The organism is Terriglobus roseus (genome assembly GCF_900105625.1).
Lineage (GTDB): Bacteria > Acidobacteriota > Terriglobia > Terriglobales > Acidobacteriaceae > Terriglobus > Terriglobus roseus_B.
This window is the reverse complement of sequence record NZ_FNSD01000001.1, coordinates 4,222,062-4,239,328: the sequence shown is the minus strand read 5'-3', so window position 1 is coordinate 4,239,328 and position 17,267 is coordinate 4,222,062. Positions and strand designations below refer to the sequence as shown.

10 protein-coding genes are annotated in these 17,267 nt (G+C 61.7%); 6 read left to right on the top strand and 4 right to left on the bottom strand.

The genetic code is table 11. The features are described 5' to 3' along the window. Nucleotides 1–18 precede the first annotated feature (18 nt). Both BLW03_RS17605 and BLW03_RS17600 read left to right on the top strand, forming a co-directional pair. Complete coding sequence (locus tag BLW03_RS17605) at nucleotides 19–2,775, top strand: PD-(D/E)XK nuclease family protein (protein WP_074655322.1); 2,757 nt, start codon at nucleotides 19–21, stop codon at nucleotides 2,773–2,775. After that, nucleotides 2,769–6,458, top strand: coding sequence for a UvrD-helicase domain-containing protein (locus BLW03_RS17600; RefSeq protein ID WP_074655321.1), 3,690 nt, complete (start codon nucleotides 2,769–2,771; stop codon nucleotides 6,456–6,458). Before BLW03_RS17605 ends, BLW03_RS17600 begins: the two co-directional genes overlap by 7 nt. A gap of 161 nt (nucleotides 6,459–6,619) precedes the next feature. Here the strand turns inward: BLW03_RS17600 and phoU are convergent, their stop codons facing one another. From phoU to BLW03_RS17585, 3 genes are all read right to left on the bottom strand, one after another. Next, entirely contained in the window at nucleotides 6,620–7,282 is a 663-nt protein-coding gene (gene phoU, locus BLW03_RS17595; RefSeq protein ID WP_074656116.1) for a phosphate signaling complex protein PhoU, read from the bottom strand. 171 nt (nucleotides 7,283–7,453) lie between these two features. Then, complete coding sequence (locus BLW03_RS17590) at nucleotides 7,454–8,842, bottom strand: sensor histidine kinase (protein ID WP_074655320.1); 1,389 nt, start codon at nucleotides 8,840–8,842, stop codon at nucleotides 7,454–7,456. Between the two features lie 12 nt (nucleotides 8,843–8,854). Continuing rightward, nucleotides 8,855–9,598, bottom strand: a complete 744-nt coding sequence (locus BLW03_RS17585) for a winged helix-turn-helix domain-containing protein (RefSeq protein ID WP_244502141.1) — start codon at nucleotides 9,596–9,598, stop codon at nucleotides 8,855–8,857. Between the two features lie 159 nt (nucleotides 9,599–9,757). Between BLW03_RS17585 and BLW03_RS17580 the strand changes: the two genes are divergently transcribed. From BLW03_RS17580 to BLW03_RS17570, 3 genes are all read left to right on the top strand, one after another. Further along, the gene (locus BLW03_RS17580; RefSeq protein WP_074656115.1) at nucleotides 9,758–11,626 is read left to right on the top strand and encodes an APC family permease; all 1,869 of its coding nucleotides are present in this window, start codon (nucleotides 9,758–9,760) and stop codon (nucleotides 11,624–11,626) included. A gap of 363 nt (nucleotides 11,627–11,989) precedes the next feature. Further along, complete coding sequence (locus BLW03_RS17575) at nucleotides 11,990–12,358, top strand: hypothetical protein (RefSeq protein WP_074655318.1); 369 nt, start codon at nucleotides 11,990–11,992, stop codon at nucleotides 12,356–12,358. Nucleotides 12,359–12,464: 106 nt separating this feature from the next. After that, nucleotides 12,465–15,041: a TonB-dependent receptor gene (locus BLW03_RS17570; protein ID WP_074655317.1), complete on the top strand. Its 2,577-nt coding sequence runs from the start codon at nucleotides 12,465–12,467 to the stop codon at nucleotides 15,039–15,041. Nucleotides 15,042–15,739: 698 nt separating this feature from the next. Here the strand turns inward: BLW03_RS17570 and BLW03_RS17565 are convergent. Then, on the bottom strand, nucleotides 15,740–16,717 hold the full coding sequence (locus BLW03_RS17565) for a glycosyltransferase family 2 protein (RefSeq protein ID WP_074655316.1): 978 nt from the start codon (nucleotides 16,715–16,717) through the stop codon (nucleotides 15,740–15,742). A 138-nt stretch (nucleotides 16,718–16,855) separates the two neighbouring features. On the opposite strand from BLW03_RS17565, the gene BLW03_RS17560 reads away from it, so the two are divergent. Further along, nucleotides 16,856–17,266 (top strand): hypothetical protein, encoded by a 411-nt coding sequence (locus BLW03_RS17560; RefSeq protein WP_139285249.1) that lies wholly within the window; start codon nucleotides 16,856–16,858, stop codon nucleotides 17,264–17,266. The last annotated feature ends 1 nt before the right edge of the window (nucleotide 17,267 follow it).

Genomic DNA, 17,267 nt, shown 5'->3' with positions numbered 1-17,267 from the left:
AAGGCGTATAAAAAGAGAATGTCCGACCGCCCCGCAACCCAACCTGAATCGGCTGGCTCGGACCATCTTTCCGTGCGCGTGGACGCTGCCTTGAAGCGCGGCGCCGTCGTTCTGACGCCGAATCTACGCACCGCTCGTCGCCTTTCAGCACACTTCGACGATGCGCGGCGTGCTGAAGGCACGTTAGCCTGGCAACCGGCCAACGTGTTGTCCTGGACGGCGTGGACCGCATCGTTATGGCAGTCGGCTTTGATCGCCGGGTCAGAAACGCGCGTGCTGCTCAACGACCTGCAGGAGCGCGCTGTATGGCAGCGTGTTCTCCAGCAAGATGCGGCGCAGAGCCTTCGCCCACTGACCTCGCAGGCAAAGCTATGCTCCGCGGCGCTGCGGCTCTTAGGCGCATTCGATATCGAAGATCGCTTCGGCCGGATGAACCTGCAGGCTGATCTGTCCGATGCCGCGACGTTCGCCGGTTGGTACAGGCAATTCAGCAACCTGTGCAGCGACGAAGGTCTGCTTCCGAACTCATATCTGGACATCGAGATTGCAGGCCTGCTGCGCAACCGAAGAGCGACCGTCGTCGCGGAGTACCTTCTTTACGGCTTCGATCGTTTGACACCCGCGCAGCGCGCCGTGGCCGATTCCCTGCAACAGGTCGGAGCATCGCTGCAACACGTAGAGCCGGCGCGCGAACAAATGACTTCACCGACGCTGCTGGCCTGCGGCAGTCCAGACGACGAGTTGCGCGCGTGCAGCGCGTGGGCTCGCGAAGCACTTACGGGCGGCAAGCGTGTAGCGATTATTGCGCCAGACCTGGAAACTGCGCGGCCTGAGTTGGAACGCGCGCTGCGGTCCGCCGTCGCGCCGGCGCTCGCCGATGTCACCGCACCGATCCACTCCGCGCCCTACGAGTTCTCAACCGGGCGGCCGCTCTCACAGGTCGGCATGGTGGCCGATGCTCTGCGGCTGCTGCGGTGGTGTGCAGGATCGATCGCTATTCCCGATGCAGGCGCAATCCTGTGCAGTCCTTACCTGTCGATGGCGCCCACGCCGGAACGCGGTGCGGAGCTGGATGCCTCTGTTTTGCGTGAAGCCTCCGCTACTCTCTTGCGCGCGCAGGTATCGCTTGCTGAAGCAACAGCCATCCTCGCGAGGAGCGATGCAGGCACTGCCACAGCTCTACGCGGCGTCGCATCGGCAGCGCGCACGCTCGAAGACTCGCGTAACTCGTATGCTTTCTTCGCGGATGAGAGCCGCAAACTGCTGCAACGCGCTGGATGGCCGGGCCGGCAGGAGCGGTCGAGCACGGAATACCAGGCCGTAGACCGATGGGAAGAGGCGCTGGATCGTCTCTCAACGCTGGACCTCCTGGGTGCAAGAACGACCTTTGCTGCCTTTCTCGACGACCTTACGGACATCCTACGAGAGACGCTCTTCGCTCCGGAAAACAGGGGCGCTCCCATCCAGGTGATGAGCGTCACTGAAGCCGCGGGCAGTACTGCCGACGTGCTCTGGTTCCTGCATGCGGACGACGCCACCTGGCCACCCCGACGCGCAATGCATCCCCTGCTGCCTTCCGCACTGCAGCGTGCACTCGGCATGCCCGGCAGCGAAACTGACCGCGACGAGAACGAAGCGCGCGAGGCAACAATGCGTTGCGTGCGTTCGTCCGCGACGACAATTTTCAGCTATGCAGCGAGCGGTCCTGAGGGCCACCGCAGACCGTCACCATTCGTCGAAGCGATGCCCGGCATTGTCTTCGAGTCCGCCGCGGTGAACGAAGCGGTCGCGACTCCCGCACTGGTTAAGCCGGTAGAAGACTTGATCTCCCTGCCTTCACTGCCGGACGGTGTGGCAGCGGGCGGTGTCAGCGTCCTTACAGCGCAGGCGCAGTGCGGCTTTCGCGCATTCGCTCAAGGTCGTCTCTTCGTGCGAGAACTGGAAACGCTTGACGCGGGTCTTTCCGCGCGTGACCGCGGCGAGCAGGTTCATACCGCACTACAGGCATTCTGGGAGACGGTGAAGACGCAGGCCGAGCTGTTGCGAATCAGCAAGGTTGATACGAACGGTGCACGAGAGCGGGATACGCTTTTGCAAGTCTGCATCGAGAAGGCCTTCGCTAACACGCCCGCAAATCAATGGGACGAGGCCTATCTCCAGGTGCAGCGCGAGCGGCTTTTCAAGCTGCTCTCCTCTTGGCTCGATGTGGAATGCCAACGTCCTCCCTTCGTCGTGCTGCACACGGAACTCCAGGTTCCCGGCGCCCAGGTCGGTCCGTTGCGTATGGACATGCGCGTGGATCGCATCGATCGCGTTGGCAGCGAAGAGGAGGGAACAGCGGCAAGCGTCCTGATCGACTACAAGACTGGAGTCGCCGAGCGAAAGGATTGGATCGGCGAACGACTCGAAGCGCCACAACTTCCCGTCTACGCCATCGCTGGCGGCATCGACGATGTGCGCGGCATCGCCTTTGGCAGCGTTCGTGTTCAGAAGGACGGCATGAAGTTCGACGAGATGGCCGAACGTGCCGGCATGATCGGACCCGCGACCAGAACGAAGCGCGATCTACCCTTCGATGAACGCATGGAGGAATGGCGGCGAGATCTGCAGCGGCTGGCGGAGGCGTATGCCAATGGCGAAGCTGCCGTCGATCCCAAGGACCACCTGATCACCTGCAAGCACTGTGCGGCCCGCCCTATCTGCCGGCTCGACCTGACGCAACTGGAACCCGACGACGACCTGACGGAAGAGGAAGATGAGGCCCCCGCGTGGTAATCGAGTTCCCGACACCGATGAGCGACGCCGCAGAGCGTGAAGCAGCGCTGGACGTCACGACTTCCTGCATTGTGGAAGCGCCCGCAGGCAGTGGCAAGACGGGCCTTCTGATCCAGCGCTTCCTGAAGCTGCTGGCCACCGTCGACGAGCCTGCACAAGTGCTGGCGCTTACCTTCACCAACAAAGCCACGGCCGAAATGCAGGAGCGTGTGCTGGCCGCGTTGAGCTCCACCGCGGATGGCACAGCCAAGGCTGACAGTGACTTTGCCCGGCTCACCAGGCAGCTGGCGCAGGCCGTATTGACACGCGATGCCGAGCGAGGATGGCGGCTGCTGCAACGGCCGCAGCGACTCAACATTCGCACCATCGATTCCCTGTGCGGAGAGATCGCCCGGTCACTTCCGCTGCTTTCCGGCGAGGCGGGCGTGACTCGTCCCATGCAGGATGCGCGCCCCATCTATGCTCGCGCGGCACGCGCCGTCATGATGCAGTTCGGCGGCGAAGACGAAGCACTGAACGAAGCGGTACGTACCGTCCTGCTGCATCGCGACGGGGACCTGATCTTCTGCGAGAGAGTGCTGGCAGAGATGCTGGGCACGCGCGAGCAATGGGGCAGCCTGATCCCACTGGGCAGTCACCTGACGGAGGAGCATCTTGAACACGTGACGCTGCCCCGCCTGAACGCCTCGTTGGAGCGCGTCGTCTGCGGTGCAATGGAAGAGCTGCGGGACGCCTTCGATGAAGAGGCGCTGCTGGAGATTGCCGCCATCACCGAGCAGCTTGCCTATGCAGATCCTTACAAGGACTATCCGCATCCGTTTCGGGAATGCGGCGGCATGCCCGTGCCTCCCGGCTGTGGCCCGGACCAGTTGCGGTACTGGAAGGCCATCGCACATGCCTTGCTGACCAAGGATGGCTGGCGCGCTTCGCACAATACGAACCACGTCTTCGCTGTTGTCGATGCAAAGGCTAAAGCGCGTCTGAAGGAGCTGATTGAATCGATTCAATCAGAAGAACTGAAGGACCTGTTGAATATTGTGCGCGGTTTTGAAGGCGCCGTGTATCCCCGCGAACAGTGGGAGGTCGCAAAGGCGCTCTTCCGCCTGTTGGAGCGCGCGCTGGTGGAGTTACAACTGCTCTTCGCGCGCGAGGGTGTTTGCGATTTCACGGAAATCGCGCTGGCTGCGCGGACTGCTCTGAAGGAGAACGCCTTTGAGGCGCAGAGTGCGCTTGGTGCTCCGCTGCGGCACCTGCTGGTGGACGAGATGCAGGACACCTCCTCGGGCCAGTACGACCTGCTCCAGACGCTCACCTCCGGATGGGATGGCGCAAGCCAGACCGTCTTCCTTGTCGGCGATCCGAAACAGTCGATCTACCTCTTCCGGCAGGCGCGCGTTGATCGCTTTCAAGGCTGCATGGCGTCTGGGCTGCTGGGCGAGATTCAGCTCAGCGTGTTGCGGCTATCGAGCAACTTCCGCTCCACACGAACGCTTGTCGAGGAACTGAATGGCGCCTTTACGCGCATCTTCCCGCCGCACCACGCGCCCGAGGGAGATGTGGAGTTCCACACGGCGACCGCAGCGAAGGATCCTGTCGAAGGCGATGGTGCGCAGTGGCATCTGAGGGCCATCGCGCCCGGCGACGGTCTCATGGAGAACCGACGCGTGCGGCGGCGTGCCGTGCGCCAGGAAGCCAGGGCGATTGCAACAGTCATTCGCCAGTGGCGGGCCCGAAAAGGCGAGACATCGACCATCGCGGTGCTGACCCGTGCGCGAACTCATGTCACGGAAATTGCCAACACGCTGCGCAGAGCGGGTATCCCTTACCGCGCCGTGGACCTTGAGAGTCTGTCCGAACGGCAGGAGGTGCTGGACGTGATGGCGGTGACGCGCGCGCTGCTGCATCCAGCCGATCGCGTTGCCTGGGTTGCGCTGCTGCGTGCACCGTGGTGTGGTGTGGAGCTCGCGCATCTGCACACGCTGGTAGCCGGCGATGATCGTCAACACCGCGGCGACGCGCTGCGTCCCTTGCTTCGTCAGCGTACATCGCTGCTGCCTGCGCCTGCCGCCTCACGGGTCCTTCGCTTGCTGGACGTCATGGACGGCGCCCTGCGTCACGCAGGTACAGCGGCGCTTGCGGACCGGGTGGACCGTACCTGGCGCTCACTGGGCGGCGACCTGTGCACCGATGACGTGGGTCGCGAGAATGTACGACAGTACCTGCGCGTTCTGGATGCGATGGAAACCGACGGCGAAGCCGTAACGCTGCCCGCACTGAACCGTCGCGTGGAGCGCCTGTTTGCCCAGACCGGCCATGTTGCAAACGCTGTCGACATCATGACAGTCCACCGCGCTAAGGGCCTTGAGTGGGATCTGGTGATAGTACCCGGTCTGCATCGCCCTGCGGGACGAGATGCCTTCACCGCGCTCGAGTGGCTGGAAGTTGCCAACTCGGACGATGTACTACTGGCGCCATTGCCTGCGAAGGGCGGCCAGGCAGAGGCCGTCCTGCAGTACATTCGCAAGCGCCGGCGCGAGCGCGTCTACCTCGAGTTGAAGCGGCTGTTCTACGTGGCTGCGACGCGTGCCCGTGTTTCGCTGCACCTTTACGGATTCCCGGAGGCGCGTGCGAGTGACGGCGCGCCGACCGTCAAAGCTGGGACACTTTTGAAAGCCGCATGGCCTGCGGCTTCCATGGAGTTCCGTGTTGATGCCATCCCCGAAATGGAGACATCTCCGGTACACGGCATCGAGCTGGTCAACGATACATTCGAGACGGGGCCGCTGGCACTTGCCGCATCTGCCGATCTTGAGGACGTGGAGCCGAAGACCTTTCGGCTACCGTCTTTCCAGAGATTGCCGGACGGCGTCGATCCAATCCGTTCCCTGCACAACTCCCAGCCCGCGATGGGGAGCTATCTGAGTCTCGACGCAGGCACGACACGTCAGCGATTCGCTCGGCCGCAGGGAACCTTTGGCGCCCGTGCCGTCGGCAATGCGATTCACGCCTTTGTAGAGCGAGTCACTCAGGCTGTCGCTCATTACATCGCCGCAGGCGAGACGCCAGAGAGCGCGCTGGATCATATGGCGCGTGAAGTGCCGCAATGGTCTACGGCTATTCACGCGATGCTTCGCTCGGGCGGTTTGCCGCCCGCTGCGGTGGAGCGTGCAGCTGGCACCGTGGAACGTGCGCTCCTCCAGATGCTGCGCAGCACGGACGGCAGGTGGCTGCTGCTGCAGCATCGCATGTCTTCTAATGAGGCGGCATGGCGTAGCGGTGAAGGTACCGAGATGGTTCGTGTACGTCTCGACCGCAGCTTCTTTGCTGGCAGCAAGCCGGGCGCTGCGGGAGAAGACACGCTCTGGATCGTGGACTTCAAGACTGCCGACCGTGCTGCCGGTGAGCAGGATCTTTTTCTGGCAGAAGAACGGATCACTTACGAACAGCAGCTGCGTGCGTATGCTGCGATGCGGCTGAAGACGTTGCCTGCGGACACACCGATCATGCTGGCGTTGTTCTATCCGTTAATGGGACGGATGATCTCGTGGCAGTTCACCGCCGACGATGCTCCAACGAGCGTTGAGGCTTCCGATGTTGGCGTTTCGGGCGGCGCGATCACAGCAGAGGTTGAAGAGGTTTCGACACTCACAAACAGCAAGGGACAATTCAGCCTATTTGGCTGAACTCCCCGCTCGTCTCAACGCTTGATCCTCGCTTCAGCCGCTGGTGAAGTGTTCCATTGACGGGTGGTCACCGGATGACTTACACGGTGTTGACATCGATCCGGGGATCACCCTGTGACCCAGCTCGATGGCATGAGCCACTGACCGGTCGCACGGTTAACTTACGCTGCGGTCATCTTGTGGCGGATGTCATTGCCCTTCACCCAGAAGATGACGTCTTCTGCGATGTTGGTGGCGTGGTCTCCCACGCGCTCCAGATTGCGGGCGATTAGCATCGCGTTCAGCGCCTGCGTGGTGACGGCGGGCTGCTCACGAATGACGCGGGAGAGAGCGTGGAAGGCGGCCGAGTTTAAACGATCGACCTCATCATCCAACGCCAGTACGCTCTCTGCCATCTCCGCATCGCCATCAATGAAGGCTTCCAGGGCCTTGCGGATCATGGCAGCAGCCAGTGTCCCGAGCCGTGGGATGTCCACCGGGAGATCAACAGGCTGCAGCGCGTTCGTCTCGCCGACACGCACGGCAATGTTCACGGCGAGATCGCCGACGCGTTCCAGGTCAGCGTTGATTCGGATCACAGACAGGATGAAGCGCAAGTCAACCGCCATGGGCTGCTCAGTCGCCAGCAGATCCAATGCTGTGGAGTCGATCTCACGTTCGAGGCGGTTGATCGATGGCTCCGACTTACGCACGAGCTCTACCATCTCGCCGTCGCGAGTGCGATAGGCCTCAATGGCACGCTGAATCGCCTGTTCGGAAAAGCCCGCCATGACCAGCAGCTTCTCTTTCAGTTCGTCGAGAGATTGGTGGAAACGCTTCCTCATGATCCGGAACCCCTCGATGCCTTCGCTGTCCGTGCGCACCTTGCGCGGCGGAATTTGCTTACAGAATGTGAGATGGTGCTGCCCGCGTACACGATCGTGTCTATGTCTTACGCCTTACGTACTGCACACGAAATCGTGCTATTAGAGTACGGGAAAAGCGTGAAAAGACTGTCAATCAGCGAACGGAAGGGTAAATCGGAAGGTACTCCCCTCGCCCAGCGCGCTTTCGACCCAGATGCGGCCGCCATGCTGCTCAATGAGATCGCGCGCGATCGAGAGCCCGAGTCCCGTCCCACCCGTAGCCCGCGACCGAGCCTTTTCAACGCGGTAGAAGCGTTCGAAGATGCGCGGCAGATGCTCCGACGCGATGCCTGGGCCATCGTCTTTCACGCAGAACTCCACCTCGCCTTCGGTCTCTCTGGCAGACAGGATCACACGCGGTTGCACTACGATGCCGGTCGAATACTTCACAGCATTCTCAAGCAGATTGGCCAACACCTGGAGGATCGCGTTCTCATCGGCGAGCACGCGGCGCCTCGTGCTGCCGTCAATCTCCAGCCGGGCACCCTCCGCATAGGTCGAACCGGAGACCATGCTGAGGGCATCGCGCAGCAACTGGTCAGACTCAACCGGCGCGGGCTCCAGTGGATTCTCCGCGCGCTCGACGCGTGTCAGCAAGAGCAGGTCTTCCGTGAGCCGATGCATGCGCGAAGCGTTCTTCAGGACGGTGTCGAGGAATTCACGTGCGGGAACAGAGAGTGTCTCGTGGTCCAGCACCGTCTCGACGTAGCCGACGATGGATGTCAGCGGCGTACGCAGTTCATGCGAAACATTCGCGACAAAGTCACGCTGCGTCCGTTCCATCTGCTCTGCCTGGGTGTTGTCATGCAGAACGACGACTGCGCCACCGCCTGGCAATGGCGCCGCGTGAACCTGGAAGATGCGGCCTGCGACGATGGACTCGCTGCGGCATTCGGTGATAACGCCGTTGTCGAGCGTGTTCTGAATCGACGCCAGCAACGCGGGATCGCGGAAGGTATGGACCAGGGCACGACCGTGCCGAACGGAGACGCCGGCAGTGTCGCGGCCCATCAGGCGCTGCATGTGGCCGTTACTCCACTGGGCGCGTCCGGCTGAGTCCACACCCAGTACAGCATCCTGCATGCCTTCGAGCAGGACCTCAAGCTGATTGCCACGCTCTTCCAGCCTGGCGCGTTCTGCGGCGATGTATTCCCTGGCGTCGCGTGCGGCGCGCAGGATCGGATCAAAGATCGGACCGCCGCCGTCGACGGTGTTTCGCAGATCGAGTACTGGCGCGAGCGTCGTGCCGGTGGAGCTTTGGTGATGGCCGACGATGGCGGCTACGCCGCGTGCTGCGGCATTGGCGCGGATGCGGAATTGCCTGCGAACAGCAAGGCCGCTGGAGAGGCACGTGGCAGCGTAGAGCATCACGGCAATCCATCGGAACCCCGGATTTCGAGGAATCGACGCAATCAGCAGCGCGCCGAAGCCGAAGCATAGCAGCGCGTGTGTCAGCGGATGCTTGAGGAGGCGTTTCACCCTGGCCGCAGTCTACGCGGGTTCGACAGCGGCTTCGCTGGGAACAGCGGCAGCCTGCGAAATCTTATCCGCACGCTCGAAGCGGTAGCCCGCACCGCGCATGGTCTTCAGGTAGCGCGGCTCTTCGGCGTCATCTTCGATCTTCTCGCGGATGCGGCGAACGTAAACATCGACGGAACGCGGCGTCACAAAGCGGGCATCGCCCCAGACTGCGTCCAGCAACTGGTCGCGGCTGAAGACACGTCCGGGATGACGGGCAAGATAGTCCAGCAGGCGGAACTCAGTGGCTGTCGTTGTGACAAGTTCACCGCGCACCCGCAGCTGCATGGCGCTGCCGTCGATCTCGATCTCTCCAACGCGCAGCGTCTCGGTTGGTTCCTGGCGCTCGAAGCGCCGCAGAACGGCCTTCACGCGGGCCAGCAATTCCCGTGTGCCGAACGGCTTGGTGATGTAGTCGTCCGCGCCCAGTTCCAGACCGTGTACCCGGTCGCTCTCGGTCGCCAGCGCCGTCAGGAAGATGACGGGAACGCTGCTGAGAGCGGGATTCAGGCGCATGCGACGGCAGAGGTCGAGGCCATCGCCGCCGGGAACCATGATGTCCAGCAGGAACAGCGACGGTGCTTTGCGTTCGGCTGCAGGCAGAACATCGCCGGCGTTCGAGAACGCCTGCACGGTGAAGCCGGAAGCTTCCAGGTGGTAGCGAACGAGCCGACTGATGTCCGCGTCGTCTTCCAGCAGAAAGATAGTCTGACTCACGTGCGGCAATCCCCCTTGAAAAGGTCCGCTACAAGCGGCCCTCCGCATCAGCCTAGCGCACTCCGGGTCGGGGAATGCTAATGACGTATGAATCGTTGGCAAGAAGCAGTCGTACCGACCAGCCAACCTTATACTTTGGCGAGGACTCCGAACGAACAGATGACATTCTCAGACTGGCTGCTCGCCGATTTGCGCGTTCCTACGCCGAACGTTGAACATGAGGCGCAGAATCCGTGGTGGCGCGTGATGTGCCTCACCGGCGTCGACTACTTCTCGACGCTGGGATACCAGCCAGGCATTGCGTTCCTTGCCGCGGGCGTTCTGTCGCCGCTGGCCACGCTGGTTCTTGTTCTGGTGACGCTCTTCGCCGCACTGCCTGTCTACCGGCGCGTCTGCAAGGCGAGTCCGTATGGGCAGGGCTCCGTCGCCATGCTGCAGCGGCTTTTTCCCGCGTGGGGCGGCAAGATCTTCGTTCTGGTGCTGCTCGGCTTTGCAACGACTGATTTCGTGATCACGATGACGCTGTCCGCGGCGGATGGCGCGAACCACCTGATCCACAACCCGCTGATGCCGGGCTGGATGGATCACCAGATGATCGTGACGCTGCTGATCCTGGCGATTCTCAGCGGCATCTTTTTGAAGGGCTTCAAGGAAGCCATCGACGTCGCGGTCTGGCTCGTCGGCAGCTACCTGGTGCTGAACGCCATCGTGGTCGGCGCCGGCTTCTGGGAGATCATCAAGCACCCCGCTGTACTGCACCACTGGCGTCTCGCCATCGGCGAGCGGCACCAGAGCATCCCGATGATGATCGGCCTTTCACTGCTGCTGTTTCCCAAGCTGGCACTCGGTCTGTCCGGCTTTGAAACCGGCGTTGCGGTGATGCCGCTGATCAAGGCAGATTCGGAAGAAGAGCGCGTCCGCAACGCCCGGCACCTGCTGGTCACGGCGGCGGCGATCATGAGTGTCTTCCTGATCTCGACCAGCATCATTACGACCGTCCTGATTCCGGCGAAGGAGTTCGCCGAGGGCGGTGAGGCGAACGGCCGCGCGATGGCATGGCTGGCGCACCACTACGCCGGCAACGTCCTGGGCACAGCGTACGACGTCAGCACGATCCTGATCCTTGGCTTTGCCGGCGCAAGCGCAATGGCCGGCCTGCTGAACCTGATCCCGCGTTACCTGCCCAAGTTCGGCATGGCGCCTGAGTGGGCGCGAGCCTCGCGACCGCTGGTGCTGGTCTTCATGGGCATCGCGACGGTTGTCACGATCCTGTTTCACGCGGACGTCGATGCACAGGGCGGCGCGTATGCGACGGGTGTCCTCGTACTGATTACCTCGGCATCCGTCGCGGTGATGCTCAGTGTGTGGAACACCAAGCTGCGCTGGGCCTTCATCGCGACCACCGCAATCTTCGCTTACACGACACTCGCCAACATCGTGGAGCGGCCAGAAGGCCTGAAGATCTCGTCCATCTTCATCGGCTGCATCCTGCTGTCCTCATTCGTCTCGCGAGCGCTGCGGTCGACGGAACTCCGCATCACCGAGGTGGAACTGGACGAAGCGGCGGACTCCATCCTTGCCGAGGATGACGACCAACTCATTCGGCTGGTGGCTCGCGGACCCGAACTGGGCGATTCCGTTGAACTGCTGGACGTGGCCGACTGGAAAGTTCGTCGCTTCCACAACCTCAGCGACGACGAGTGCCTTTTCTTCTTCGAGGTCGTGCGCGGCGACGCCTCCGATTTCTCTGAGACGCTGTGCGTCACCGGCCGGCGTGTGGGCCGGCACCGCATCCTCAGCGCCAAGAGTCCCGTCGTCGCCAATGCCATCGCGGGCGTACTGATCTACCTGGAGCGCCGAACCGGCAAGGTGCCTCACGTGTACTTCCGGTGGACGCAGGTAAGTCCCGCCGTGAACATCATGCGATTCCTGTTCCTGGGCGAGGGCGATACGGCTCCGCTGACCCAGGAGGTCCTTCGCAAGGCAATCCCGCAGCAGGAGCGTCGCCCTATCGTGCATGTCAGCTAGCGCGGGGGTACCCCTCCCCCTTATTCTTGCAAATTATTCATTCCATTGAAGTTGACGATTCCCGAATCGGCAAAAATTAGATTCCATGGGAGTTACAGACAAAAATCAGATTCCAAAGGGGTTAGCAGCCATCGCGCCCTCCTTTACCGGAGATGCCGACTCCATACCGGACTGACGGATTCCCGATCCGGCCGCAAGATCTGGGTCTCACCCTCCCAATAGTCCCTACTTCTATTGTAGAGGTTTGGCGCAGCTTTCCGGCCACCTCTACGTCTCACATAACAGGCCACTTACGCGATTTACCTCTTGACAGGTTTTCGTGGGCGAGGCTGTTGTGTGTAAGCTGGAGTTGGTTCCATCCAAATGAGACTTCCTCAGTTCCCAGTGCGCGACCGCTCGTCCTCGGCCTTCAGCCAGGCGTGTGCGGTGCTCTGCCTGCTGCTGCTGATGTTCTCCTTTGCGCACACGGCAACGGGCCACGCAGATGCCCTTGCGGCTCCCTCGCTGCATGGCATGGGCCTGACTCTCGACCAGACCGGCAATCCTGCCGGTCCTGACTCCGCCGATGCCTGCGCACTTTGCGTTGCGCTTTCGACGATCGTCACGCTGGCTGTCTTTGCCTTTGGGATTCCGCGGGTGTCGCAGCCGCGACCTGTTCTGCGCATCGCGGCCTCCGGTCCGGTCACGGGTTGGCACTCTTCCCTGTTCTGCCGGCCTCCTCCAGCGTTTTAGCCCGGGTAGTACGGACTCTCTGTCGTGTTGTTTACGGCTTGATGAGTCCGCAGGGTGCGCTCGACGCACCGCTCCGCAGGCAACAACACTCAGGGAGAACCAACACATGCGCATGGGCCGATTCGCCTTCATGCTTGCTCTGTCACCGGCCGTTGCCGGTGTTTCGCTTGTCGCTCAAAGCAACACAGGATCCGTGACAGGCACCGTCGCCGATCCCTCCGGCGCCGCTGTTCCGAACGCCACGGTCACCATCACCAATCCGGTCAGCGGCCTGCGCCGCACCGCGACCAGCGACGGCGCAGGACACTACACCTTCTCAAACCTGCCCTACAACCGCTACCACGTTGAGGCGGCCGCAGCCGGCTTTGCCGCAGGCACCGGCGATGCACAGGTGCGCACCGGATCGCCGACGACGGTCGATCTGAAGATGGTCATTGGCGCTGCCTCGCAGGAGATCACCGTCGAGGCAGAGGACGTGCTGAACACCAGCGCGCAGCAGGCCAATACCATTGACCGCGACCTGTTCACGAAGCTGCCTCTGGTCAGTACGTCTTCCCCGCTGTCGTCGCTGGTGACACTCAGCACGCCGGGCATCGCGTCGGATTCCAACGGTCTCTTCCATCCGCTGGGCGAGCACGCCGACACCACCTTTGCCATCGACGGCCAGCCCATCAGCGATCAGCAGAGCCGCGTCTTCGGCAACCAGCCCTCGCCCAACATCATCCAGTCGGTCAACGTGATCAACGGCATCGCCCCGGCCGAGTATGGCGACAAGACCAGCCTGGTCGTCGAGACGACGACACGCAGCGGCCTTGGCCAGTTGAAGCCGACGGGCACCGTCTCGATGGGGTACGGCAGTTTTGGAACGTTCTCGCCGTCCCTTGCCTTCGGCGTAGGCGGCGCGAAGGTCGGCGACTTCGTCTCCGTCGACGGCTTCCGCAGCGGACGTTACCTGGACAGCCCGGAGCTGCATCCGATCCACGACATCGGCAACAACCAGAACATCTTCAACCGTGCGGACTGGCACCCGACGGACAAGGATGCGCTGCAGTTGAACACGACCTTCTCGCGTTCGTGGTTTCAACAGCCGAACCAGTACGACCAGCCGACGCAGGATCAGCGCGGCAAGATCATCTCGTTCAACATCGCACCCTCCTGGACGCACACGATCAACGCGACCAGCCTGTTCAGCATGTCGCCATACCTGCGGCAGGATAACTTTCACTACTACCCCAGCCACGACATCCTGGATGATTCGCCGGTCACGCTGTCTCAATCGCGTCGCCTGCAGAACGCGGGTTTCAAGGCTGACTACACCATGACAAAGGGTATCCAGACCATCAAGGTGGGAGCGACGATCTATCACACGTTCCTGTCAGAGGGCTTTGGCCTGGGCGTGACGAACGCAACATTCAATGCGCCCTGCAACGACGCAAACGGCAACGCCGTGACCGATCCGACGATCCGGACACAGGCGCAGTGCGGTGTTGGAAATAACTACGTAGCGAATGATGGTTACAGCGCGGGCTTGGCCTCGTACGACCTGACGCGCGGTGGTTCGCTGTACACCTTCAAGGGACGCACGGATATCAAGCAGGAAGCTTTCTACGTGGAAGACAACATCACGTGGCACAACCTGAATCTGCAACTGGGCGGTCGCGTGGATAACTACAACGGCCTGAGCCGGCGGTCACTGGTGCAGCCACGCCTGGGTGTCAGCTATCACCTGGCTTCGACAGGCACCGTCTTCCGCCTGGGCTATGGCAAGTTCTTCCTGACGCCCTACAACGAGAACCTGCTGGTCAGCAGTTCCACGGGCATTGGTGGGCTGGAGAGCACGGCAGGCGATGCCGTGGCTGCCGTGCCTTTGAAGCCCGCAGCACGCAACCAGTACAACGCCGGCTTTGAACAGGCCTTCAGCCACTTCGTGGTTGTGAACGCGGAGTACTTCTGGAAGTACACCGATCGCGACTTTGACTTTGACACCGTGCTGAATTCGCCGCTTGCCTTCCCCATCCAGTGGGCGAAGTCGAAGATTGATGGACTGGGCGTGAAGGTCAGCATCCCGAACTATCATGGCTTCTCGGCTTATTCGGCGATTGGGCACACGCGTTCGCGCTTCTTCGGACCCGAGGTTGGCGGCGTGCTCTCGAACGATCCCAGCATCAACACCAGCACCGTTTTCCGTATCGATCATGACCAGGCATTCCAGCAGTCGAGCAACTTCCAATACCAGTTCAAGCATGGTCCCTACGCGGGTCTGACGTGGCGGTATGAGAGCGGCATGGTGGCAGGCGCGGCGACGGACGCGGCAACAGTGCTCGGTTTCACGCCCGACCAGCAGGCGCAGATCCAGTTGCAGTGCGGCAACGTGAAGGCGACGCTGGCAGCGCCGATCACAAGCTGCTCGGCAAACCAGTTGTACTCGCCGCTGATCAAAATCCCCGCACCGGGCACGGAGAACGACGACAGGAATCCACCGCGCGTGGCGCCTCGCACGCTGTTCGATGCGCAGCTTGGCTGGGACAACGTGCTGCATAAGGATCGATACAAGACCAACGTGTCCATCACCGGCAGCAACCTGACGAACAAGGTGGCGCTGTACAACTTCCTGTCGACGTTCAGCGGAACGCACTTTGTGAGCCCGCGCACGGTGACCGGACAGATTGCGTTGACGTTCTAGGAGCGTCTTGTTTTCGGAAGGGCATGGCTTCAGCCATGCCATATGCGGATGACAACAGGATTCGGCTTTAGCAACTGAAGCGAAATCCCTCAGCGGCTAAAGCCATCTTGAGTGATGACTGAAATGGCAGGGCTGAAACCCTGCCCCTCCGAAAGAATCCTTCCATTGGTGGCGGGCACTTCGTTCCCGCTGTCACTGCAAATCCTCTCATGACGAAGCAGCTGTCATGAATGGGCATCCCGCACCCCGGCGGGCTGAAGGCCCGTGACTTCCTACCCCAGGGCGTAGCCCTGGGTGCCTTTCGAGGCGCCGCTCGGCGAGCTGAAAGCACGCGACAAAGAGCAGGCTGCCCCGAACGTCTCTTGCACAAGGGGAGCGTTCTGTCGCGGGGCCTTCAGCCCGCAATTGTCCCATCGACTCCGGACCCCTGGGCTTCGCCCTGGGCTGGGAAGTCGCGGACCTTCAGTCCGCTGGTGACCAAGTGAAACGGATCGAGGCGGGGACAGTGACAGAGCTGAATTACTGCGCTTCGGACGATCGCGAGTGCTGGTGGCTGCAAGATGCTAATGGTATCGGTGATTGAGCTTCGCAGGGGTCCTTCGCTGCGTTTGGGGATGACGCCAATAGGGAGAGAACGCCGGAGAAATAACAAGGGCCGCGACTGTGTCGCGGCCCTACTTGTATTCCAAGTGACAAACCTACGAGAGCATCGTCTCTTCCGACGACCGCAAACGCACCATGCGCTCGACGGCGTAGGGCGCGCGGTGCTGCGGTGAGTGGTAGTGACGCACCTGTAGCTCGCCCAGCAGGCCGATGCCGATAAGCTGCACGCCGGCCAGGATCAAGACCGAAGCCATGATGAACCAGGGGCCATGCTGTGCGAGCATGTGGCCGTGTGTGACGACCTTCAACACCGCCAGCCATAGAGCCATCAGCATGCCTGCGAGGACGCTGATCGCGCCGAAGCTGCCGAAGAAGTGCAGCGGCCGCATCATGTACTTCAGCAGGAAGCGGATGGTCAGCAGATCGAAGAAGACGCGGAAGGTGCGCGTGATGCCGTAGTGGCTCTTGCCCGCAACGCGCGGCGGGTTCGAGATCGGGATCTCACAAATCGATGCGCCGTACCAGGATGCGAGTGCCGGGATGAAGCGGTGCATCTGGCCGTAGAGCGGGATGTTCTGAATGACTTCACGGCGGTAGGCCTTGAAGGTGGTACCGAAGTCGTGAATGTCGACGCCGCTGAGTTTCGCCATCAGCCAGTTGGCGATGCGCGACGGGATGCGGCGCATGACGAAGTTATCGGCACGTTGCGCGCGCCATCCGCTGACGACGTCGTAACCCTCTTCGAGCTTGGACAGGAAGCCCGGGATCTCACGCGGATCGTGCTGCAGATCGCCGTCCATGGCAAGGACATAGTCGCCCTGCGCATGGTCAAAGCCCGCAGCGAGTGCGGAGGTCTGTCCGAAATTGCGGCGAAGCTTGATGACGAGCACACGGCTGTCGACGGCGGCAATCTCTTCCAGCAGGCGATAGGTGCGATCGCGCGAGCCATCGTCGACGAGGATCATCTCGAAGGTCTCGCCCACATGCTCCATGACGTCTTTCAGACGGTCATAAAGCGCAGTTACGTTTTCTTCCTCGTTATGAAACGGGACGACAATGGAATACTTCGGCACGTATTGATTTTACGCCTCACGTCTTGGAGTGGCCCTGGAAAATAGCTGCTGGTGCGACGCCGATCTGATCGGAGGGTGATTTGCCGGATCAAAAGTGGTACTGCCGACACAACGCGCCGATGGTACCTTGAGGGTGACATGGGGAAGCGAATTTTCGGAATTGTCGTGGTTTTGTTGGCGCTCTACCTGGGGTATTACGCCTACCAGCGGCATCTGGCGACGCAGGCTGCGGATGGCGCCATCAAGATTGATGACACCGGCGCGGACACGGTGAAAGACGATCCGACTCCCACTGCCGAACAAACGCCGGCACCCGCGCAGAAACCTCGCGCGGCTATTGAGAACCGGCCGACTACCGCGACAGACAGCATCCAGCCGAACCCGCCGAATGGCGCGGCCTTCACCGGCACTGGCAAGTTCCAGGTCTATCGCCAGGGGAATCTGACGTGGCGCGTGAACACTGAGACCGGCGCGAACTGCATCCTGTTTGCGACCATGGAAGAGTGGAAGAAGCCGGTGGTCTATAACCATGCGTGCGGAAATAATTAAG